Raw genomic sequence first — 19,991 nt, 5'->3', positions numbered from 1 at the left:
TCGGCGGCGCCCTCAGTTCTGGATCGCGCCGGCCTGCTCCAGGCGCGCGTACATCGCCGGCAGGGCGACGCTGCCCGGGTCGAGCTCGCGCGCGGCATCGACGGCGCGGCGCGCGGCGGCGAGTTCGCCCGCGCCGAGGCGTTCGTCGGCGACCGCCAGATAACGCGCCGCGAGGCGTCCGCGCCAGGCCGGCAGCCGCCCGTCCGCCGCGTTCAGGGCCGCCAGCGCATCCAGGCAGCCGGACGCGCGCCCGAGACTGTTGGCGGCGAGGGCCTCCTCGTAGCAGCGCACCGCAGCGGGCTCCAGTCGTGCCATGGCCTCCTCGACGCGCGGATCGTCCGGCGCGATGCCGCGCGCGGCGCGCAGCTTGTCCCAGGCGCTGTCGCCGGGGGGATCGACCAGGTCGCCGCGCGCCAGCGCCCGGCGCGCGTCCTCGAGCAGGCGCTCGAGGTCGCCCTCGCCCCGCTCCACCGCCAGCGCCCCGCCCTCGCTGCGCGCCCGCGAGCGCAGCACGCGCTGCTCCGCGGTGCGCAGCTGCGGGATGTCCGGCGCCAGCTCGCGCGCGGCAGCCAGCTCGGCCTCGGCGACGGCGAACTGGAAGTCCTCCGCGGCGCGCTCCGCGCGAAGGGCGTAGGCGGCGGCGACCCGCTCCAGCCCCCGCCGCACGCGCTGCGCCTCGCCGCCGGCGTCGCGCGCGTTCTCGTAGCCGGCGCGGGCGCGGTCGAGCTGCCCCGCCGCGAGCGCCGCATCGGCGGCGCGGAAGTAGGTCTCGGTCTGGCGTGCGCGTGCCTGCTCGGCCTCCGCCAGCCTGGCGCGCACGGGCGGCAGGTCGACGTGCGCCGGATCCGCCTCGATCACGCGGTCGACCAGCTCGCGCGCCGCCGCGAGCTCGCCGGCCTCCAGTTGCCGCGTCGCGCGGTGGAGGAGGTCCGCCAGGACCGCGCTGCGGCCCGCGGTGGCGACGCTGTTGCCGGCATCGCCCTGCAGCGCCTTGTCGTAGAGGGCGAGCGCACTGTCGCCGCCGCCGTCGAGGTTGCCGGCGCGCTGCGCGCTGCGCGCTGCTGTCACCTGCCGCGCCGTCGCCTCGCTGCCGCCCTCGCTGCGCCGCAGTTCGTCCTCGAGCGGACGCAGCTCGGCGGCCGGCAGCGCCAGCGACCGCGCCAGCGCGAGTGCGTCGCGGGCGGCGTCGTGCTCGCCGCGCGCCAGTGCCTCGCGCGCGCGGGCGAGCGCCGCCGCGCCGACGCGCCGCAGCCCTTCGCGCGCACCGGCATGGTCCGGCTGCAGGGCGAGCACGGCGGTGTAGAGCTCACGCGCCCCGCGGCCGTCCGCGGTGCTGAGGCGGCCGTCCGCCAGTGCGGCGTCGCCCTCCGCCATCAGCTGGTTCTGCCGCGGCTCGGGGAACAGGCGCTCGCCGATGGGTTCGCGCCACAGGTAGAGGCAGACGCCGAGTCCGAACAGCAGCGCGATGCCGAACACCCACCACGCGCCCGCCCCGCCACGCGCCCGCGGCTCGCGTTGCCGCCTGCGGTGCGCGGTGCGGCCCGGCCGGCGCGGCCGATAGTCCAGCGTCTCGTCCGGCTGCGGTGGACGCGGGTCGGCGGCGTCGTCGCCGCGCCCGATGCGCGGTTCGATGCGGCCGTTCATGGCATCGGAAGGAGGGGGCGGACCATCCGCGAAGCATAGCCCCGGGCCATGAATCGCACCTCACCGCCGCCGGCGCGCCTCGAGCACCCCCGGGACCGCCGCGAGCTTGCCCAGCAGGCGGCCGAGCTGCTCGAAGTCGGACACCTTCAGCGTCAGGCGCAGCACCGCGCGCCCGCGCGCGTCGTCGACGTGCGACTGGATGCCGAGCACGTGGGCGCCCTCCTGTGCGATCAGGTTGGTGAGGTCCTTGAGCAGGTAGCGGCGGTCGACCGCGTGGATCACCACATCCGCACCGTAGCTGGCGGTGCCCTGGCGGCCCCAGTCGACCGGCAGCACCCGTTCCGGATGACGCACGGCGAGGCGCTCGAAGGCCGCGCAGCCCTGGCGGTGGATGCTCACGCCGCGCCCGCGCGTCAGGTAGCCGACGATGGCGTCGCCGGCGACGGGCTGGCAGCAGCGGGCGAGCTGGGTGAGCAGGTTGCCCACGCCCTCCACCGTGAAGGCCTCGCTCGGCCGCGCCGGCCGCACGCGGCGCTCGGGCAGCGCCGCCTCGGGGGCCGGTGCGGCGGCCGCCTGGGCCTGCTCGTGCAGCGCGCGCGCGACCTGGTGCGGCCCGACGTCGCCGAGCGCCACCAGCACGTAGAGATCGTCCACAGACCCGGCGTGGAAGCGCGCCAGCACCGGCACCAGGTCGGCGTGGTGCAGGGCGAGCCGCTTCAGCTCCTTCTCGAGGTGCTCGCGCCCCGCGGCGACGTTGCGCGCGCGGTCGAGCTTGTGGAACCAGGCGCGCACCTTGTCGCGCGAGCGCGCGCTCACCAGGTAGCGTGCCCCGGCCTGCAGCCAGTCGCGGCGGGGTGCCGCGGTCTTGCCGGTGAGGATCTCGACCTGGTCGCCGGTGGCCGGCGCGAAGTCGAGCGGCACGATGCGCCCGTTGACCTTGGCGCCGACGCAGCGGTGCCCGACCTCGGTGTGCACGTGGTAGGCGAAGTCGAGCACGGTGCCGCCGCGCGGCAGGTCGATCACCTCGCCGCGCGGGGTCAGCAGGTAGACGCGGTCCTCGACCAGCTCCGCCGACAGCCCCGCCATGAGCGCCCCGTCGTCGGCCTGCGCCCCCTCCTGCGTCTCGAGCAGGCGCCGCATCCAGGCGATCTTGCGCTCGAAGGCGGCGGCGCGGCTGCCGCCGCCACCGCCCTCCTTGTAGCGCCAGTGCGCCGCCACGCCCAGCTCGGCCTGGGCGTGCATCTCGTGCGTGCGGATCTGCACCTCGAGCGTCTTGCCCTCGGGCCCCACCACGGCCGTGTGCAGGGAGCGGTAGTCGTTGCCCTTGGGCTTGGCGATGTAGTCGTCGAACTCCGCCGGGATCGGCACCCAGGTCGCGTGCACCACGCCCAGCGCCGCGTAGCAGGCGGCCACGTCGTCCACCAGCACGCGCACCGCGCGGATGTCGTAGAGCTCGCCGAAGGGCACGTCCTTGCGCTGCATCTTCTTCCAGATGCTGTAGATGTGCTTCGGCCGCCCCGCCACCTCGCCGCGGATGCCGTGCGCGGCCAGTGCCTCGCGCAGGCGCGCCTTGACCGCCTCGATCCAGCGCTCGCGGTCGGCGCGCTTCTCGTCGAGCAGGGCGGCGACCCGGCGGTAGGTGTCCGGCTGCAGGTAGCGGAAGGCGAGGTCCTCGAGCTCCCATTTGAGCTGCCAGATGCCGAGGCGGTTCGCCAGCGGCGCGTGGATGTCGGCGGTGAGCCGCGCCAGCGCCACGCGCTCGTCCTCGGGCAGGCCGGCGGCGGCCCGCAGCCGCGCCAGCTGGCGGGCGAGCAGGACGAGGATCACGCGCAGGTCGCGCACGATCGCCATCAGCAGCCGCCGCAGGCCCTCGGTCCCGGCCGCACCGGCCTGCTCGGCGTGCAGCGACCAGACCTTCTCGGCCGCCTGCTGACCCTCCAGCAGGGGCGGCAGCCCGGGAAGCTCCGCGACCAGCGCGGGCAGGAGCGGCTGCAGGTCGGCACGCGCGTGCAGGATGGCCGCGACGTGCACCTCGCGCTCCGCGCCCAGCCCCGTCAGCAGGCCCAGGGTGACGGCCAGCTCCGTCTCCGCGCGCGCATCGTCCTCCGGCCCGGCGGCGAGCCGCTCGGCGAGCACGGCCGGAAGCAGCGCACGGCCGCCGTCCTCGAGCCAGCGGGCGAGTGCCCGGCCCTGGGCCGGGGAGGGAGGCGGTGGAACGGACGCGGGCAACACCTTGGAAACCGGCACGGAGGAGCGGATTACACTAGCCCAAACTTCACCCGCCGGAGTCCGTCCATGCCTGCTCCGCTTCGCGTCGCGCTCGCCCTCGTCCTCGTCGCCTGCGGCTCCCCCGCGGCCGCGCAGTCGTTCTCCCTGCAGTCGCGCATGAGCCCGGAGGAATTCCGCGCCGCGGGGCTCGACAGGCTCAGCGAGGAGGAACGCCGCAACCTCGATGCCTGGCTGCGCCGCGAGTTCGGCCAGCGCGAGGAGACCGTGCGGTCCGAGGTCCTGGCCGAGGAGCGCGAGGCGCGCCGCGGCCTGCCCGAGAGGACGAGCCGCGCGCCGATCGAGAGCACCCTGCCCGGCACGTTCCGCGGCATCCGCGCGGGGCAGCAGTTCGAACTCGAGAACGGCCAGGTGTGGGCGCAGGTCGAGCCCACCAGCCTGGTCACCCGCGAACTGACCGATCCGCGCGTCGTGATCCGGCCCGGCCTCGTCGGCACCTGGTATCTGCGCCTCGAAGGCTACGGCACCACCTTCAAGGTCCGGCGCGTCCGCTAGCCGACCCCGTTTTCCACCGGAGCACCTCCATGATCCGTTTCCACCCGCTCGCCCTCTCCTTCGCCCTGGCCCTGCTCGCAGCCGGCGCCTCGGCCGCCGACGACACGCCGCTGCGCGAGACCCTCGGCGCCGAGGAATTCCACGCCATGGGCCTGCACAAGCTCGACGGCGAGGAGCTCGCCCGCCTGGAGGCCTGGCTGGCGCGGCGGGACGCCACGGCGACGGAGGCCACCGCGCAGCACGCGCCGCCGAGCGACTTCGGCCGCCGCCAGAGCGCCCCGGCCCGCGAGGAGCAGACCCTGCGCATGGTCGGCACCTTCCGCGGATGGCGCGGAGAGGGGGACATCTTCGAGTTCGAGAACGGGCAGCGATGGCAGGTGCGCAACACGCCGGCCTACGTGGCGCCGCGTGCGAGCCACGCGCCGACGGTGACCATCTCTCCCGGCTCGCTGGGCTCCTGGCTGATGCGGGTCGAGGGCCACCCGATCCGCGCGCGCGTCAACCGCGTCGACTGAGCCCTTCCAGCCTGCGCGCCAGGCGCTTCGGGGAGACGGCGCCGCGGGTGCCGAGTTCCTGGGCGAACAGGGACACGCGCAGTTCCTCCAGCTCCCAGCGCAGGGCCTGCCACTCGGGATCGTGGGCGAGCCCCGCCGCGCGCGCCTCGGCCAGGGCCTGCACGAAGGGCGCGATCTCCAGCATGCGCTGCTGGTCGCGCGCCGGGTCGCGCTTGGCGCGCTCGGCCCGCAGCAGCATCGCGCGCAGGTAGCGCGGGAACTCGGTCAGCGCCTCGGCGGGCGTCTCCCGCAGGAAGCCCGGATGGACGAGCGCCTCGAGCTGGGCACGCAGGTCGTCGAGGTTGCCGCGGGCCCAGCCCATCAGGGGCGCTTCCAGTGCGGGGCGCAGCGCGCCCACGGCCTGGAGGATGGCCTCGGCGAGCTCCAGCCGGCGCACCGCCTCGGGAAACAGCGCCTTCGCCGCCTGTTCGCGGCGGGCCTCGAACGCGGCCGCGTCGCGGATGCCGCCGAGGCCGTCGCCGAGCACCGCCGACAGCGCCGCCTCGACGAGATCGCCGCGCAGCTGGTCGGCGGACTCGATGGTGGCGTAGAGCAGGCCGGTCTTCGGCGTCACCGGCAACTGCCTGCGGGCCTGGCGGATGCGGTCGTCCAGCGCGATGGCGAGCAGCCGCCGGACCCCTCCGGGATGGGCCGCGTCGGCCGCCGCACGATCGGCGAACACGCGCAGCGCGGCCGCATCGCCGGTGTCCACCAGCGCCGGATACGCGGGCACGCCGGCATCGCCGGGGATGGAGACCGGGATCGGTGTCTCCGGAAACGCCACCAGCCCCTCCCGCGCCATGCCCTGCGCGGCATGCGCGGCGAAGGCGCGCTCGGCATCGCGGGCGAAGCGCGCGCGCAGCGCGTCCAGGTCGCGCGACATCGCCAGCACATTGCGGCCGCTGCGGTCGAGCAGGCGGACGTTCATGCGCAGGTGCGGCTCCAGCGCGGCCACGTCGAAGTCGGTCGGCGCCAGCGCCGCGCCGGTCGCCCGCGACAGGAAGCGCGCCAGTTCGCCGGGCAGGCTGTCGGCGCTCGGCTGCGGGAAGGCCTCGGCGAAGGCGCGGGCGAAGTCCGGCGCCGGCACGTAGTTGCGCCGCTGCGCCTTCGGCAGGCCGCGGATCAGGGCGGTCGCCAGTTCCTCGACGAAGCCCGGGGCCAGCCAGGACAGCCGCGCGGCGTCCAGCGCGTTGAGCAGGTGCAGCGGGACATCCAGGGTGACGCCGTCGTCCTCGGCGCCGGGCTCGAAGCGGTAGTGCATCGCCAGGCGCACGTCGCCGAGCGCGAGGTACCTGGGATAGCGGTCGGCCTCGCTGCCCTCGCCGGGCAGCAGTTCGGCGAGCGACCACTGCAGCGCCGCCTTGCCGGCCGCGTCCAGCGTCCGGTACCAGCTCTCCAGCGCCACGGCGCTGTTGATGTCGGCCGGCAGGCGGTCGAGATACCAGCGCGCCTGCCAGTCTGCGTCGGCGACCAGCCCCACCCGGCGCAGCTTGGCCTCCTCCTCCCTGGCCTTCTCCAGCGTCGCGAGGTTGCGCTCGAGGAAGGCGACGCGGGTGTCGACCTCGCCCGGCACCAGTCCCTCGCGCACGAAGATCTCGCGCGACTCCAGCGGGAACAGGGCGCCGTAGTGCACCGGCCGCCTGGGTGCGAGCACCAGGCCGAACAGGGAGATCTGCTCGCTGCCGATCACCCGCCCCTGCGCCCGCGACCAGTGCGGATCGTGGTAGCGGCGCGCGAGGAGGTGCGGAAGCTCGGCGATCGCCCAGTCCGGCTCGATGGCCGCGTTCATCAGGCCCCAGACCTTCTGGGTGTCGAGCAGCACGGCCGAGAGCATCCACGGCGGCGGCTTCGAGGCCAGCGAGGAACCGGGGAACACCTGGTAGCGCCGCCCGCGCGGCCCCTCGTAGAGCTGCTTGTCGGCGCGGTGGCCGACCTGGGTCGGCAGGCCCGCGATCAGCGCGCGGTGCAGCGCCGGGTACTTGGCCGGCTCGCTGTTCTCGGCCCAGCCGAGATCGCCGACCAGCACGTGCAGCTGGCGGTGCAGCTCGCGCCATTCGCGCATGCGCAGGAAGCCGAGGAAGCGCTTGCCACACCAGTCGCGCAGCTTCGACTGGGTGAGTTCCTCGTGCGCCGTGCGATAGGCGGCCCAGAGGTTCAGCACGCCGACGAACTCGCTGCGCGGATCGTTGAATTCCGCGTGCGCCTGGTCCGCCGCCTGGCGTGCGTCGGCCGGGCGCTCGCGCGGATCCTGGATGCCGAGGAAGGCGCAGATCACCAGCGCCTCGCGCAGGCAGCCGTGGGCGTTCGCGGCGACCAGGATGCGCGCGAGCTTGGGATCGACCGGCATCCGCGCCATCGCGCGGCCGACCGCGGTGAGCCGGCGCGCATCGTCGACCGCGCCGAGTTCGACGAGCTGCTGCCAGCCGTCGGCCACCGCGCGCGGGTCCGGCGCTTCCAGGAAGGGGAAGTCCTCGATGCGGCCGAGGCGCGCGTCGAGCATGCGCAGGATCACGCCGGCCAGCGAGGCGCGCAGGATCTCGGGGTCGGTGAACGCGGGCCGCGAGAGGAAGTCGCTCTCGTCGTAGAGCCGGTAGCACACGCCCGCGGCCACGCGCCCGCAGCGGCCGGCGCGCTGGTTGGCGCTGGCCTGGCTGATCTTCTCGATGTGCAGGCGGTCGAGCTTCTGCCGCGGGCTGTAGCGCTTGACCCGGGCCACGCCCGGGTCGATCACGTAGCGGATGCGCGGGACCGTGAGCGAGGTCTCGGCCACGTTGGTGGCGAGCACGATGCGCCGCTTCGGCCCCGGGTTGAACACGCGGTCCTGGTCGCGCGCGGAGAGCCGCGCGTACAGGGGCAGCACCTCGGTCTCGCGGTACTTGCGGCGCTCGAGCGCCTGGTGGGTGTCGCGGATCTCGCGCTCGCCCGGCAGGAACACCAGGGTGTCGCCACGCGGGTCCTCGCGGGCGATCTCGTCCATCGCGGCGACGATGGCCTCGACCATCGAGCGCGGCTCCTGCGCGCCCTCCTCGTCATCGCCGGCCGCCTGCGCGCCGCCGCGCCAGCGCACCTCGACCGGATGGCTGCGCCCGGCCACGTCCACCACCGGCGCGTCGCCGAAGTGCTTCGCGAAGCGGCCGGTGTCGATGGTCGCCGAGGTGACGATCAGCTTGAGGTCGGGCCGGCGCGCCAGCAGGGTCTTGAGGAAGCCGAGCAGGAAGTCGATGTTGAGGCTGCGCTCGTGCGCCTCGTCGACGATGATCGTGTCGTAGGCCGACAACCAGCGGTCCGAGGCGATCTCGGCGAGCAGGATGCCGTCGGTCATGAACTTGATGTGGGTGCGCTCGGACACGTTGTCGGTGAAGCGCACCTGGAAGCCCACCGCGCCGCCGATCTCGCTGCCCAGCTCCTCCGCCACGCGCCGCGCCACCGCGCGCGCGGCGATGCGGCGCGGCTGGGTACAGCCGATCATGCCGGCCACGCCGCGCCCGGCCGCCAGGCACAGCTTGGGAAGCTGCGTGGTCTTGCCCGAGCCCGTCTCGCCCGCGACGACCACCACCTGGTGGCTGCGGATCAGCGCGACGATGCGCTCCGCCTCGCGCGCCACCGGCAGGTCCTCGGGGAAGGTCGGCGTGGGCGCCTGCGCGCGCCGCGCCGCATGGGCCGCGCGCGAGGCCGCCAGCGCGGCCTCGTAGCGCTCGCGCAGCGCCGGTTTCGCACCGGGCCTGCGCGCCTCCCCGCGCAGGCGCAACAGGCGCCCGCGGTCGCGGCTGAGGGTCTCCTCGAACTCGGGTGGGAACGACGGGGCGGGAGCGGCGCTGGGCTTCACGATAGACATCGACTATGGGCGCGATCCGGCGAATTCATTTGGCCTGAACGCATCCGGCCCATAATTCTAAGGTCCATCCTTCCTGGAGACGCGCAATGGCCACCCCGGAGAACACCGTGTCCAAACTCGAGAAACCGGACCCGCAGATCCGCATCGGCATCGACGAACAGGACCGCACGCAGATCGCCGAGGCGATGACGCGGCTGCTCGCCGACACCTACACGCTCTACCTCAAGACCCACAACTTCCACTGGAACGTGACCGGGCCGCACTTCAATTCGCTGCACAACATGTTCGAGACCCAGTACAACGAACTGTGGACGGCGACGGACGAGATCGCCGAGCGCATCCGTGCCCTGGGCGTGTTCGTGCCGGGCTCGGGCAAGCAGTTCTCCGAGCTGTCGTCGATCGCCGAGGAGACCGGCATCCCCGACTGGGAATCGATGCTCCGCCAGCTCGTGGAAGGCCACGAGGCCGCGTCGCGCAGCGCGCGCGAGGTCTTCAAGGTCGCGGACGAGGCCAACGACCAGCCCACCGCCGACCTGGTGACGGAGCGCATGACCCACCACGAGAAGACCGCCTGGATGCTGCGCTCCATGCTGCAGTAGGCAGACTCCCCCGCCTGTTTTCCCGACGACGCCCGGCCCCGCGCCGGGCGTCGTTGTCTCCGCGTGTCGCTGCGTGTTTCACGCGTGCCACGGGCCCTGCATGCGTGGCCCGTGTGCGTTCAGCGGCCGCTCATGCCGGTGCTAAGTTCGAGGCGTTTCCAGGTCGGCCCGCCCTGTACGGGTCGCTGCCACCAACGCGGAGAACTCACGATGAAGCACAGCAAGCTGGCCCAGGCGCTCGCGCTCGGCCTCGCCATGGGCGCCGGCGCGGGCCTCGTCCACGCCCAGTCCCCCACGACCCAGGACGCCACCGAGCGCGTCATCGTCCAGTTCAAGCCGGGCGCCAAGGCCAGCCTGACCCACGCGCTCAGCCAGGAGCGTGCGGTCGTGCACCACAGCCTCGACCGCCAGAACGCCGTCGCCGTCACCGTGCCCGCCGCGGCGGTCGAGCGCCTGCGCCAGCGCGCGGACGTGGTCAAGGTGGAGGTCGACGCCAAGCGCTATCCGATGGCGGAGACCATCCCCTACGGCATCGACCTGGTGAAGGCGCGCGACCTGTGGGACGCCGACCGCGACGGCCAGATCGACGACGACGCGGTCACCGGCGCCGGCACCACGGTCTGCGTGATCGACTCCGGCCTCCAGGCCAACCACGTCGACTTCCAGGGCGTGGACGTCATCGGCGGCCATCCGAGCAACTGGAACACCGACGTCTGCGGCCACGGCACGCACGTCGCCGGCACCATCGCCGCCGCCTACCAGGGCGAGGGCGTGGTCGGCGTGAGCCCCGGCGAGGTGTCGCTGTTCATCGTCAAGGTGTTCGGCAACGGCAACGCGGGCAACTGCACCTGGAGCTATGCCTCCGATCTCGTCGACGCCGCCAACCGCTGCGCGGACGCGGGCGCCGACGTCATCAACATGAGCCTCGGCGGCAGCAACGCCATCGCCGCGGAGGAGGCCGCGTTCAACGCGCTCGCCCAGCAGGGCATCCTGAGCATCGCCGCGGCGGGCAACGCCGGCAATACCTCCTACAGCTACCCGGCCTCCTACCCGGTGGTGATGTCGGTCGGCGGCGTCGACATCAACAAGGACGCCTACACGAGCTCCCAGCGCAACGACCAGGTCAGCGTGGCCGCCCCCGCGGTCTCCGTGCTGAGCGCCTACTACGTGCAGGAGGCCGAGCTGACCGTGGGCGGCCAGACCTTCTTCGCCCAGTCGATGGAGGGCAGCACCGAGACCGCGGCGACCGGCGAGCTCGTCGATGGCGGCCTGTGCACGGCGAGCGACAGCGCCTGGGCCGGGAAGGTCGTGCTGTGCGAGCGCGGCGAGATCAGCTTCGAGGAGAAGAACGGCAACGTCGCGGCCGCCGGCGGCGTCGCCTCGGTCATCTACAACAACGTCCCGGGCGCGATCGGCGGCACGGTGGTCAGCTCGACCATCCCCGCTCTCGACATCAGCCAGGCCGACGGCCAGTACATCGCCGCCAACCTGCTCGGGCAGAGCGCGACCGCCTCGGCCATCCCCACGCTCTCCGACACGGCCCTCGCCTACAACTCGGGCACCTCGATGGCCACTCCGCACGTCGCGGGCGCCGCCGCGCTGCTCAAGAGCGCCGATCCGACCTGGACCAACTACCAGATCCGCCGCGCGCTGGAGCAGACCGCCGAGGACCTGGGCGCGCCGGGCTACGACACGACCTTCGGCCACGGCCTGATCGACATCCCCGCCGCCCTGGCGCGGCTGGTCGACGACCCGGGCGATCCGGGCCCGGATCCCGAGCCCGAGCCCGAACCCCGCGACGAACTGCAGAAGGGCGTGCCGGTGACGGGCCTCTCGGCCGCGACGGGGCAGGTCCTGACCTACCAGTTCGACGTGCCGGCGAACGCGACGAACCTGAGCGTCGCGATCTCCGGCGGGACCGGCGATGCCGACCTGTACGTGCGCTTCGGCGGCGAGCCTTCCACCACCGTCTACGACTGCCGCCCCTACCTCGCCGGCAACAACGAGACCTGCACCTTCCCGACGCCGGAAGCTGGCACCTGGTACGTCGACGTGCGCGCCTACAGCGCGTTCAGCGGCGTCGCCCTGCTGGCCGACTGGCTCGAGCCGGGCGACGCGGTGCCGGTGAGCAGCGGCGAGCTGGTGCGCGACCTCGCAGGTGCCGCCGGCGACGAGCTCGTCTACACCATCGAGGTGCCGGCCGGCGCCGCCAGCCTGCGGGTGCAGACCTCCGGCGGCAGCGGCGACATCAGCCTGTACGCGGCGGAGGGCGTCGAACCGGATGCCGACGCCCACGACTACGCCTCGCAGCGCCCGGGCAACAACGAGCTCATCACGATCGCCAATCCGGCGGCGGGCACCTGGTACTTCAAGGTGATCGGCGAACGCGCCTTCGCGCGCGCGACCTTCCGCGCCACGGTCAACTGACCTGATCCCCGTTCAGGTGAGTCGGGCCCCGGCGTCGGCCGGGGCCCTTTTTTTGCGCGTGCCCGCACCGCCGTCCAGCGCGGCGAACGTCCGGCTTGCTACCCTTGTGCGGATGCACGAGTCCCCGCACGCCCTGCTCCAGCGCGTCTTCGGCCACGACGACTTCCGCGGCCCGCAGCGCGAGATCGTCGAGCACGTGGTGGCCGGACACGACTGCCTGGTGCTCATGCCCACCGGCGCGGGCAAGTCGCTGTGCTACCAGGTGCCGGCGCTCGCGCGCCGCGGCACCGGCATCGTCGTCTCGCCCCTCATCGCGCTCATGCAGGACCAGGTCGAGGCGCTGGAACAGCTGGGCGTGGCGGCGGCCTTCCTGAACTCCTCGCTCGACGCGGCCAGCGCGATGGAGGTGGAGCGGCGCCTCGTCGACGGCGAGCTCGACCTGCTGTACGTGGCCCCGGAGCGGCTGCTGACCGCCCGCTTCCTGTCCCTGCTCGACCGCGCGACCATCGCGCTGTTCGCCATCGACGAGGCGCACTGCGTGTCGCAGTGGGGCCACGACTTCCGGCCCGAGTACCGGGAGCTCAACGTCCTGCACGAGCGCTGGCCGCAGGTGCCGCGCATCGCGCTGACCGCCACCGCGGACCCGCCCACCCAGCGCGAGATCGCCGAACGCCTCGACCTCGCCGACGCCCGCCACTTCGTCAGCTCGTTCGACCGCCCCAACATCCGCTATCGCGTCGTCCCCAAGACCAACGCGCGGCGCCAGCTCCTGGACTTCCTCGAGGACCATCGCGGCGAGGCCGGCATCGTCTACTGCCTGTCGCGCCGCAAGGTGGAGGAGACCGCCGCCCTGCTGCGCGAGCAGGGCATCGACGCCCTGCCCTACCACGCCGGGCTGGATGCGGGCGTCCGCGCCGCCAACCAGCGCCGCTTCCTGCGCGAGGACGGCGTGGTGGTGGTGGCGACCATCGCCTTCGGCATGGGCATCGACAAGCCCGACGTGCGCTTCGTGGCGCACATGGACCTGCCCAAGTCGCTCGAGGGGTACTACCAGGAGACCGGCCGCGCGGGCCGCGACGGCGAACCCGCGCAGGCCTGGCTGTGCTACGGCCTGGGCGACGTCGTCCTGCTCAAGCAGATGATCGAGTCCGGCGAAGCCAGCGACGAACGCAAGCGCGTGGAGCGCGCCAAGCTCGACGCCCTCCTCGGCTACTGCGAGAGCACGCGCTGCCGCCGCCAGACCCTGCTCGCGGCCTTCGGCGAGACCTACCCGCAGCCCTGCGGCAACTGCGACGCCTGCCTCGACCCGGTCGAGACCTGGGACGCGACGGTGGCCGCGCAGAAGGCGCTGTCCTGCGTCTACCGCAGCGGCCAGCGCTTCGGCGCGACGCACATGATCGACATCCTCCGCGGCGCCGACACCGAGCGCATCCGGCAGCTCGGGCACGACGGTCTCAGCACCTTCGGCATCGGCACCGAACTGGACGCCTGGCAGTGGCGCAGCGTGTTCCGCCAGCTCGTCGCCGCGGGCTGGCTGGCGGTGGACGCGGAAGGGCACGGCGGCCTCCACCTCACGCCGGCCGCGCGCCCGGTGCTGCGCGGCGAGGTGAAGGTGGCCCTGCGCCGGGACGTCCGCCGCGGCCGCGAGCGCAGCCGCTCGGCCCGGGTGGACAGCGCGCCCGCGCTCGACCCCGCCGACGCCGCCGTGTTCGAACGGCTCCGCGCCCTGCGCGCCCGCCTGGCGCGCGAGCAGAACGTGCCGGCCTACGTGATCTTCCACGACGCGACCCTGCGCGCCATCGCGTTCTCGCGTCCGGCACGCCTGAGCGAACTGGCCTCGATCGACGGGGTCGGCAGCAGCAAGCTGCAGCGCTACGGACAGGCGGTGCTGGACGCGCTCGCCGAGGCGGACTGAGCCCCGGCCGACGGCGTCAGGCCGGCAACGCGACGTCGTGCAGGGGCGGGAAGACCGGCATGCCGTCCGGGCCCACGTCGACCACCGCCACGATGTAGGCCTCGGCGATCATGTTCGCCGCCCTGAGGCTCATCGCCGTCGCCACGCCCGGCGCGCACGGCCACACCGCGTCGACGCCGTTGCCCACCACATGGATCGCGGGGACGTAGACGTCCTCGCCCTCGATGGCCGGTACGCAGGTGCTCGCCGGTTCGAGCCGGAATCCTCTTATCGTGCGCATGATGCTGCCTTGCTGCCCTCCCGGACACGATAGCCGCCGGCGCAGCCGCGTGCGTCCGGAAATTTCACGCTGGCGTTCACGCGGACGCGACGCGGCGTTCGCCGTTCCGGCGACCACACCCTCTGCGCAGCCAGTGCGGCGACGCGGACGACGCGCGCATTCGGACCTCCGCAACCAGCCCAGCCCTCCGCCCCCTGCGCACGAACGGAGGGCTGCAGAGGGAGGTCCATCGACGGGCCACGTCCGGCAAACCACCAGGCCACAGCCCAACGGGCACACAGCGCCGCGATGAGGAGCGTCCAGGACCTCGGCATCCCTGCGGTCGGGCACGGCTGCCGGGCCGCGAGCATGGCTGGGCGCCATGCGCAACCCGTCGTCGATGGGGTGGTGGGCCGTGTTGGATTCGAACCAACGACCAGCGGATTAAAAGTCCGATGCTCTACCGACTGAGCTAACGGCCCACAGCGCCGCGCGGCGGCATGCGCCGCGGGGCGGAGGAGTCTACCCGATGCGCCGCGCGATGTCCGTCAAGCGTAGCGGGTGGGATCGGCCACGCCGGCTGCCGCGAAGCCTTCGGCGCGGAGCCGGCAGGCGTCGCAGGCGCCGCAGGCGCGCCCGTCCAGATCGGCGCGGTAGCAGGAGACGGTCTGCGCGAAGTCGACGCCCAGCCGCAGCCCCTCGCGCACGATGTCCGCCTTCGACAGGGCGATCAGCGGTGCCCGCACGTGCAGCGGCCTGCCCTCGACGGCGGCCTTGGTGGCGAGGTTGGCGAGCCGTTCGAAGGCCTCGACGAAGGCCGGACGGCAGTCGGGGTAGCCGGAGTAGTCCACCGCGTTGACGCCGCAGTAGATGTCGCCGGCGCCGAGCACCTCGGCCCAGCCGAGCGCGACCGAGAGCATGATCGTGTTGCGCGCCGGGACATAGGTGACGGGGATGCCGTCGCCACCGCTCGCCGGCACGTCGATGTCGTCGGTCAGCGCCGACCCGCCGATGGCGCGCAGGTCCACCTGCACGGTCTTGTGCGCGACCGCACCGAGCATGTCCGCGACGCGGGCCGCGGCGGCCAGCTCGGAGGTGTGGCGCTGTCCGTAGGACACGCTCAGGGCGTGGCAGGCGAAGCCCGCCTCGCGCGCCATGGCGAGGACGACTGCGGAATCCATGCCTCCGGAAAGGAGGACGACGGCGTTGCGGGTACTCATGCGTGTGCGTTGCATCGGAGAAGGGGCAGTCTAGAGCGTCTCACGCCCTTCGAGGTGGGTACGCTGCGGTGCCGGGGACGCCGGGCTGCCGAGCGCGCGCGCGTCACGTTGCCAAGGGTGGGACGCAGCCGGCTCAACGGCCCTGCGCGTCGTTCCACAGCAGCTTGTGCAGCTGCAGCTGGAAACGCACGTCGAGGCGGTCGGCCACGATCCAGTCGGCGAGCGCGGTCGGGTCGACCTGCCCGTGGCTCGGCGAGAACAGCACCTCGCAGCGGGCGGCGAGGCCGTGCGTCCTCACCACCTCGCGGGCCCACTCGTAGTCCTCGCGGCCGCAGACGACGAACTTCACCTGGTCGCGCGCCGTCAGCAGCGGAAGATTGCTCCAGAGGTTGCGTGCAGCCTCGCCGGAGGCCGGCGTCTTGATGTCGAGCACGCGCGAGACGCGCGGGTCCACCGCGGAGACGTCGAGCGCACCCGAGGTCTCCAGCGACACCGTGAGCCCGGCGTCGCAGAGCCGGCGCAGGAGGATCAGGCAGCGCTTCTGCGCGAGCGGCTCGCCGCCGGTGACGCAGACGTGGCGGACGCCGAAGCCCACCACCTCGTCCACCAGCGCGTCGATGTCGCGCCAGGCGCCACCGTGGAAGGCGTAGGCGGTGTCGCAGTAGACGCAGCGGAGCGGGCAGCCGGTCAGGCGCACGAAGACGGTCGGCCGGCCGATGCTGAGCGACTCGCCCTGCAGGGACAGGAAGACCTCGGTGATGCGCAGCCGCTCCGGGGCGGCCGCGTCATCCGGCATGGCCGCAACGGGAGAAGGCTGGACGGACATCATGGAACCCTGGGCGGCGCGGCCGCGATGATACGCGGCGGCCGGCCGGCGCGGTCGGATCAGCGCTGGCGGTCGAGGACCAGCCCGCGCAGGCGGCCGTCGGCCAGCGAGGCCTCGGGCGTACCGGGATACTGTTCGAGCACGCGGCGGAGGGTGGCCTCGCCGGCGTCGTACTGGCGCAGCTCGAGCTGCGAATAACCCGCCTTCAGCAGGGCGCCGGGCGCCTTGTCGGAATCGGGGTAGCGCTGGACGAGGGTCTGGAAGGCCTCCAGCGCCAGGTCGTAGTTCTGGGTGACGTAGTAGGACTCGCCCAGCCAGTAGTTGGCGTTGTCGATCAACGCGCTCTGGGGATGACGCTCGATGAAGCTGCGGAAGCGCGCTGCGGCGTCGGCGTACTGGCCCTCCTTCAGCGCGTCGAACGCGGCCTGGTAGTCGGCGCGTTCGGTCGCGGGATCCGCGGGCGCCGCGGCGGCGCCGTCGGTCCCGAGCTGGGAGCCCGGGATGACGGACTGCCCGACCCGGCGCAGCTCGGCGACGGGTTCGCTGACCGGCGCGGCCGCGCCTTCGCCGCCCTGCCGCCCGAGCTCCGGGGGCTCCATGAGCGTGCCGTCGGCACCGCCGCCGGCAGGAAGCTGGCCACCTTCGATGCGGCCGATGCGGGCATCGAGGTCGACATATTGCTGGCGACTGCGCGTCCGGAGCTGCTCGAGCTCCGCCTGCATCGACTCGACCTGGCCGCGCAACGCCTGGAGCTCCGACTGGAGCTGCATCATGCGGTTGACCTGCTCGAACGAGGACTCGCTGCCCTGGCGGGCCTGCTGCTGTTCGAGTGCGGCCACGCGATCGGCGAGGCTCGCGCGTTGCGCAGATACCGGAGCGGCGGCCACGAGGGCCGCCGCTACGATCGCGACTTGCAGGAAACGTACGTGCATTTCGCTCTTTTGCTTCAGGCGCGGGATCAGCGCGCGGTGTAGACGATCTCGACGCGACGGTTCTGCTGCCAGCAGGACTCGCCCGACTGCGTGCAGACCGGACGCTCCTCGCCGTAGCTGACGACGGTCAGCTGGCTGGCCTGGCCGCCCGCACCGGTCAGCGCCGAGTTCACCGCGTTCGCGCGGCGCTCGCCCAGACCCAGGTTGTACTCGCGGCTGCCGCGCTCGTCGGCGTGGCCCTCGAGGGTGATGCGGGCCATCGGACGGTCACGCAGGTACTTGGCGTGGCAGCCGATGATCTGCTGGAACTCCGAGCGCAGGGTGTCCTGGTCGAAGTCGAAGTAGACCACGCGCTGGCGCAGGCAGGCGTCGCGGTCCAGATCCTCGGGGGTGTAGGCGCCGGCGGTGGTGCTCGGAGCGGTGGCGGTCGGCGGCGGGGTGGTGGGCTCCGGCGGCAGCTCCTCGCGGGTGCGCTTGGTGCAGGCGCCAAGCGAGACGACGATGGCTGCGGCGAGCAGAACGCGGGTGGTGGTGTTCATGGTGAGTCCTCGGTGATCGGATGCAGTTTTAGCTTTTTTGTGGCCCGTCCTAAACAACCGTGCCCTGAGGTCCGTGAGGAGACCGTCAGCGCTGCCTAAACGGCGACCAGGCGGGCTCCCGGACATCGCCATCGGCGAGAACCAAACGCTGGCGCACCCGCCCGTCGGCGGACACGCTGTACAACACGCCACGCGAACCGTCCCGCGCAGCGTAGAGAATCATGCTCGCGTTGGGCGCGAAGCTCGGCGACTCGTCCAAGCTGCCAGGCGAGAGTGTCTGCCAGCGCCCCTGCCCCCCCTGGCTGCGATCCAACAGCGCAATACGATAAACGTTGCCCGAGCCCTGCGCCACAGCGATCTTCTGGCCGTCGGCGGAGACCGTGGCGCGGGCGTTGTAGGTGCCGTCGAAGGTCACGCGCGTGGCCTCGCCGCCGCTCGCGGGCACCTGGTAGATCTGCGGGCGGCCGCCGCGGTCGGAGGTGAAGTAGATGGTGCGGCCGTCGGGCGACCAGGTGGGCTCGGTGTCGATGGCCCAGTGATTGGTGATCTGGGTGAGCTGGCGGCTGCCCAGGTCCATCACGTAGATCTCGGGGTTGCCGGTGCGCGACAGGGTCAGCGCCAGGCGGTTGCCGTCCGGCGAGAAGGCCGGGGCGCCGTTGATGCCGCGGAAGCTGGCGACCACCTCGCGTGCGCCGGTGGCGATGTCCTGGATGTAGATGGACGAGTTGCCGCGCTCGAAGCTCACGTAGGCCAGGCGGCGGCCGTCCGGGCTCCAGGACGGCGACAGCAGCGGTTCGCGCGAGCGCACCACGGTCTGCGGGTTGTAGCCGTCGGAGTCGGCGACCACCAGCGCGTAGTTGATGTCGCGGCCGGTGCCGGAGGCGGTCACGTAGGCGATGCGGGTCCAGAACGCGCCGCGCACGCCCAGGATCTTCTCGTAGATGCGGTCGGCGATCTGGTGCGCCACGTCGCGCATGCCGTTGACCCGGCCGGCCATGGCCATGCCCTCGAGGCGCTCCTGGCGGGCGACGTCGTACAGCTCGTACTCGACGCGGTAGCCGCCGTCCGGGTTGTCGAGGATGCGCCCGACCACCACGAAGTCCTGGCGCAGCAGGCGCCAGGTGGCGAAGTTCAGCTCGGCGCCGCGGCTCGGGCGCTCGACCATGTCGCGCTCGGGCAGGGTGCGGAACTGCCCGGACCGGGCGAGGTCGGCGCTGATGACGGCTGCGATGTCGGTGTCCGGGGCGGCGGAGGCGCCCTGGTACTGCATGGGGACGATCGCGATGGGCAGCGCCTGCGCCTGCCCGCCGACGATGTCGATGTCCAGGCCTTGCGCCTGCGCGCGCAGGACCGACAGCCACGGCAGGCAGAACACGGCGAGGAGAACGACGAGTCGTTTCATGCGTAGGGGCTTCCTGGAAATGCGGTGGCCGCCGGACGACCGGTGCGGGCAGCGCGAGTTGATAACAGCCTGTTCATGAACACCGGATCAAGCGCGCCGTTCATCGATCCTGGGCCTGGAAGTTGAGGTTGAGCTGGCGCTCGAACACGGATTCGAAGCCCTGGTAGGGCAGCGGCGCGGCGCGCAGCACCGCCGCCTCGACCGACCGCCTGCCGAGCGCGTCGAAGGGGCAGCTCGGGTCCACCTCCGCGCTGATCACCTCGCCCCCGGGGATCTGGATGATCCGGATGCGGCAGCGCTGGCCCAGCGGGACGGTCTCCGGCCGGGTCCAGTTGCGCAGGATGGCCTCCTGGATCGCCAGCGCGTACTGCGCGCGCAGGCTGGTGTCGGTGCCGTTGTTGCCGGGCGGCGGCGAGGCGCTGCTGGCGGCGGCCTCGCGCGCGGCGGCCTTGTCCAGGGCGGCCATGCGCTGCTCCTCGCGGCGGCGGGCCTCCTCGGCCTCGGCACGCTGGCGGCGGATGTCCGCCAGCTGCCGCTCGCGCTCGAGGCGGCGCTGTTCGGCGCGCCGCTGGCGCTCCTCGGCCTCCTGCTGGCGCTGGCGCTCGGTGAGGTCGATCTGCTCCTGCCGGCGCCGCTCCTCCTGCTCGCGTTCGCGCTCGGCGCGCTCCAGGGCGATGCGCTCGATGCGCTCCTGCTCGACCTGGGCAGGATCGGGCACCTGCTCCTGGGGCTGCGGCTGCTGCTGTTGCTGCGCGTCCTGCGGGCGCGGCTCGGGCACCGGCTGCGGCGGCGGCGTGGTCTCCTCCGGCTCCGGGCGCGGCGGCGGGGTCGGCTCCGGACGCGGGGGCGCCGGGGTGGCGGCCTTGGCCGGCGCCTTGCTCGGCAGCTCGAAGGCGTCCGGGTCCATCACCAGGGTCGCCTCGATCGGCGGCCCCGCCACGGACACCGGCGTGCTGCTGCGGGTCCAGAACATGCCGGCCACCATCACCACGAGGATCAGCAGGTGCAGGCCGATCGCGTAGACGAAGGCGCGGACCTGGTCGGCGCGGGTCTCCATC

At 73.0% G+C, this 19,991-nt stretch carries 15 protein-coding genes and 1 tRNA gene; 5 read left to right on the top strand and 11 right to left on the bottom strand.

Translation table 11 applies throughout. From position 1 onward, the window contains the following. Window positions 1-12 precede the first annotated feature (12 nt). Complete coding sequence (locus ACFO3Q_RS06430) at window positions 13-1,644, bottom strand: hypothetical protein (RefSeq protein ID WP_377003820.1); 1,632 nt, start codon at window positions 1,642-1,644, stop codon at window positions 13-15. A 60-nt stretch (window positions 1,645-1,704) separates the two neighbouring features. Continuing rightward, the gene (locus ACFO3Q_RS06425) at window positions 1,705-3,876 is read right to left on the bottom strand and encodes a RelA/SpoT family protein (RefSeq protein ID WP_377003952.1); all 2,172 of its coding nucleotides are present in this window, start codon (window positions 3,874-3,876) and stop codon (window positions 1,705-1,707) included. A 63-nt stretch (window positions 3,877-3,939) separates the two neighbouring features. Here ACFO3Q_RS06425 and ACFO3Q_RS06420 point away from each other — a divergent pair, with 63 nt between their 5' ends. After that, on the top strand, window positions 3,940-4,425 hold the full coding sequence (locus ACFO3Q_RS06420; RefSeq protein ID WP_377003819.1) for a hypothetical protein: 486 nt from the start codon (window positions 3,940-3,942) through the stop codon (window positions 4,423-4,425). A 29-nt stretch (window positions 4,426-4,454) separates the two neighbouring features. Beyond that, a complete protein-coding gene (locus ACFO3Q_RS06415; RefSeq protein ID WP_377003818.1) occupies window positions 4,455-4,940 on the top strand; it encodes a hypothetical protein in 486 nt (161 codons plus the stop codon). Here the strand turns inward: ACFO3Q_RS06415 and hrpA are convergent. After that, window positions 4,924-8,814, bottom strand: coding sequence for an ATP-dependent RNA helicase HrpA (hrpA, locus tag ACFO3Q_RS06410; protein WP_377003817.1), 3,891 nt, complete (start codon window positions 8,812-8,814; stop codon window positions 4,924-4,926). The genes ACFO3Q_RS06415 and hrpA overlap by 17 nt on opposite strands. Before the next feature lie 86 nt (window positions 8,815-8,900). Here hrpA and ACFO3Q_RS06405 point away from each other — a divergent pair, with 86 nt between their 5' ends. The 3 genes from ACFO3Q_RS06405 to recQ all read left to right on the top strand — a co-directional run bounded on the left by ACFO3Q_RS06405 (window position 8,901) and on the right by recQ (window position 13,755). After that, window positions 8,901-9,413, top strand: a complete 513-nt coding sequence (locus ACFO3Q_RS06405; protein ID WP_377003816.1) for a Dps family protein — start codon at window positions 8,901-8,903, stop codon at window positions 9,411-9,413. A gap of 210 nt (window positions 9,414-9,623) precedes the next feature. Beyond that, window positions 9,624-11,840 carry a S8 family serine peptidase gene (locus tag ACFO3Q_RS06400; RefSeq protein WP_377003815.1) on the top strand — a complete coding sequence of 739 codons (2,217 nt, stop codon included), beginning with the start codon at window positions 9,624-9,626 and terminating at the stop codon, window positions 11,838-11,840. Window positions 11,841-11,952: 112 nt separating this feature from the next. Beyond that, window positions 11,953-13,755, top strand: a complete 1,803-nt coding sequence (gene recQ / locus ACFO3Q_RS06395) for a DNA helicase RecQ (protein WP_377003814.1) — start codon at window positions 11,953-11,955, stop codon at window positions 13,753-13,755. 16 nt (window positions 13,756-13,771) lie between these two features. Here recQ and ACFO3Q_RS06390 read toward each other — a convergent pair whose 3' ends face one another. The 8 genes from ACFO3Q_RS06390 to tolA all read right to left on the bottom strand — a co-directional run bounded on the left by ACFO3Q_RS06390 (window position 13,772) and on the right by tolA (window position 19,990). Beyond that, a complete protein-coding gene (locus tag ACFO3Q_RS06390) occupies window positions 13,772-14,035 on the bottom strand; it encodes a hypothetical protein (RefSeq protein WP_377003813.1) in 264 nt (87 codons plus the stop codon). A gap of 385 nt (window positions 14,036-14,420) precedes the next feature. Then, window positions 14,421-14,496: transfer RNA gene (locus ACFO3Q_RS06385), tRNA-Lys, on the bottom strand. Window positions 14,497-14,562: 66 nt separating this feature from the next. Continuing rightward, window positions 14,563-15,234, bottom strand: a complete 672-nt coding sequence (gene queC / locus ACFO3Q_RS06380; RefSeq protein ID WP_377003812.1) for a 7-cyano-7-deazaguanine synthase QueC — start codon at window positions 15,232-15,234, stop codon at window positions 14,563-14,565. A 133-nt stretch (window positions 15,235-15,367) separates the two neighbouring features. Next, window positions 15,368-16,063, bottom strand: coding sequence for a 7-carboxy-7-deazaguanine synthase QueE (gene queE, locus ACFO3Q_RS06375; protein WP_377003811.1), 696 nt, complete (start codon window positions 16,061-16,063; stop codon window positions 15,368-15,370). Window positions 16,064-16,119: 56 nt separating this feature from the next. Beyond that, window positions 16,120-16,992 carry a tol-pal system protein YbgF gene (ybgF, locus tag ACFO3Q_RS06370; RefSeq protein WP_377003810.1) on the bottom strand — a complete coding sequence of 291 codons (873 nt, stop codon included), beginning with the start codon at window positions 16,990-16,992 and terminating at the stop codon, window positions 16,120-16,122. 26 nt (window positions 16,993-17,018) lie between these two features. After that, window positions 17,019-17,531, bottom strand: a complete 513-nt coding sequence (gene pal, locus ACFO3Q_RS06365; RefSeq protein ID WP_377003809.1) for a peptidoglycan-associated lipoprotein Pal — start codon at window positions 17,529-17,531, stop codon at window positions 17,019-17,021. An 85-nt stretch (window positions 17,532-17,616) separates the two neighbouring features. Further along, complete coding sequence (tolB, locus tag ACFO3Q_RS06360; RefSeq protein ID WP_377003808.1) at window positions 17,617-18,933, bottom strand: Tol-Pal system beta propeller repeat protein TolB; 1,317 nt, start codon at window positions 18,931-18,933, stop codon at window positions 17,617-17,619. Window positions 18,934-19,033: 100 nt separating this feature from the next. Further along, window positions 19,034-19,990, bottom strand: a complete 957-nt coding sequence (gene tolA / locus ACFO3Q_RS06355; protein WP_377003807.1) for a cell envelope integrity protein TolA — start codon at window positions 19,988-19,990, stop codon at window positions 19,034-19,036. Window position 19,991 lies beyond the last annotated feature (1 nt).

This window comes from Coralloluteibacterium thermophilum (genome assembly GCF_042654365.1).
GTDB lineage: Bacteria > Pseudomonadota > Gammaproteobacteria > Xanthomonadales > Xanthomonadaceae > Coralloluteibacterium > Coralloluteibacterium thermophilum.
Note: the sequence above shows the minus strand (reverse complement) of the source record. Positions and strands in the feature narration are given on the sequence as shown.

Bases quoted from the DNA above. Each gene is read 5' to 3' on its own strand.
- tolA (WP_377003807.1), bottom strand. From the start codon at position 19,990: ATGGAGACCCGCGCCGACCAGGTCCGCGCCTTCGTCTACGCGATCGGC.
- hrpA (WP_377003817.1), bottom strand. From the start codon at position 8,814: ATGTCTATCGTGAAGCCCAGCGCCGCTCCCGCCCCGTCGTTCCCACCC.
- recQ (WP_377003814.1), top strand. From the start codon at position 11,953: ATGCACGAGTCCCCGCACGCCCTGCTCCAGCGCGTCTTCGGCCACGAC.
- ACFO3Q_RS06415 (WP_377003818.1), top strand. From the start codon at position 4,455: ATGATCCGTTTCCACCCGCTCGCCCTCTCCTTCGCCCTGGCCCTGCTC.
- tolB (WP_377003808.1), bottom strand. From the start codon at position 18,933: ATGAAACGACTCGTCGTTCTCCTCGCCGTGTTCTGCCTGCCGTGGCTG.
- ACFO3Q_RS06390 (WP_377003813.1), bottom strand. From the start codon at position 14,035: ATGCGCACGATAAGAGGATTCCGGCTCGAACCGGCGAGCACCTGCGTA.
- queC (WP_377003812.1), bottom strand. From the start codon at position 15,234: ATGAGTACCCGCAACGCCGTCGTCCTCCTTTCCGGAGGCATGGATTCC.
- ACFO3Q_RS06430 (WP_377003820.1), bottom strand. From the start codon at position 1,644: ATGAACGGCCGCATCGAACCGCGCATCGGGCGCGGCGACGACGCCGCC.
- ACFO3Q_RS06400 (WP_377003815.1), top strand. From the start codon at position 9,624: ATGAAGCACAGCAAGCTGGCCCAGGCGCTCGCGCTCGGCCTCGCCATG.
- ACFO3Q_RS06420 (WP_377003819.1), top strand. From the start codon at position 3,940: ATGCCTGCTCCGCTTCGCGTCGCGCTCGCCCTCGTCCTCGTCGCCTGC.
- pal (WP_377003809.1), bottom strand. From the start codon at position 17,531: ATGAACACCACCACCCGCGTTCTGCTCGCCGCAGCCATCGTCGTCTCG.
- ybgF (WP_377003810.1), bottom strand. From the start codon at position 16,992: ATGCACGTACGTTTCCTGCAAGTCGCGATCGTAGCGGCGGCCCTCGTG.
- queE (WP_377003811.1), bottom strand. From the start codon at position 16,063: ATGATGTCCGTCCAGCCTTCTCCCGTTGCGGCCATGCCGGATGACGCG.
- ACFO3Q_RS06405 (WP_377003816.1), top strand. From the start codon at position 8,901: ATGGCCACCCCGGAGAACACCGTGTCCAAACTCGAGAAACCGGACCCG.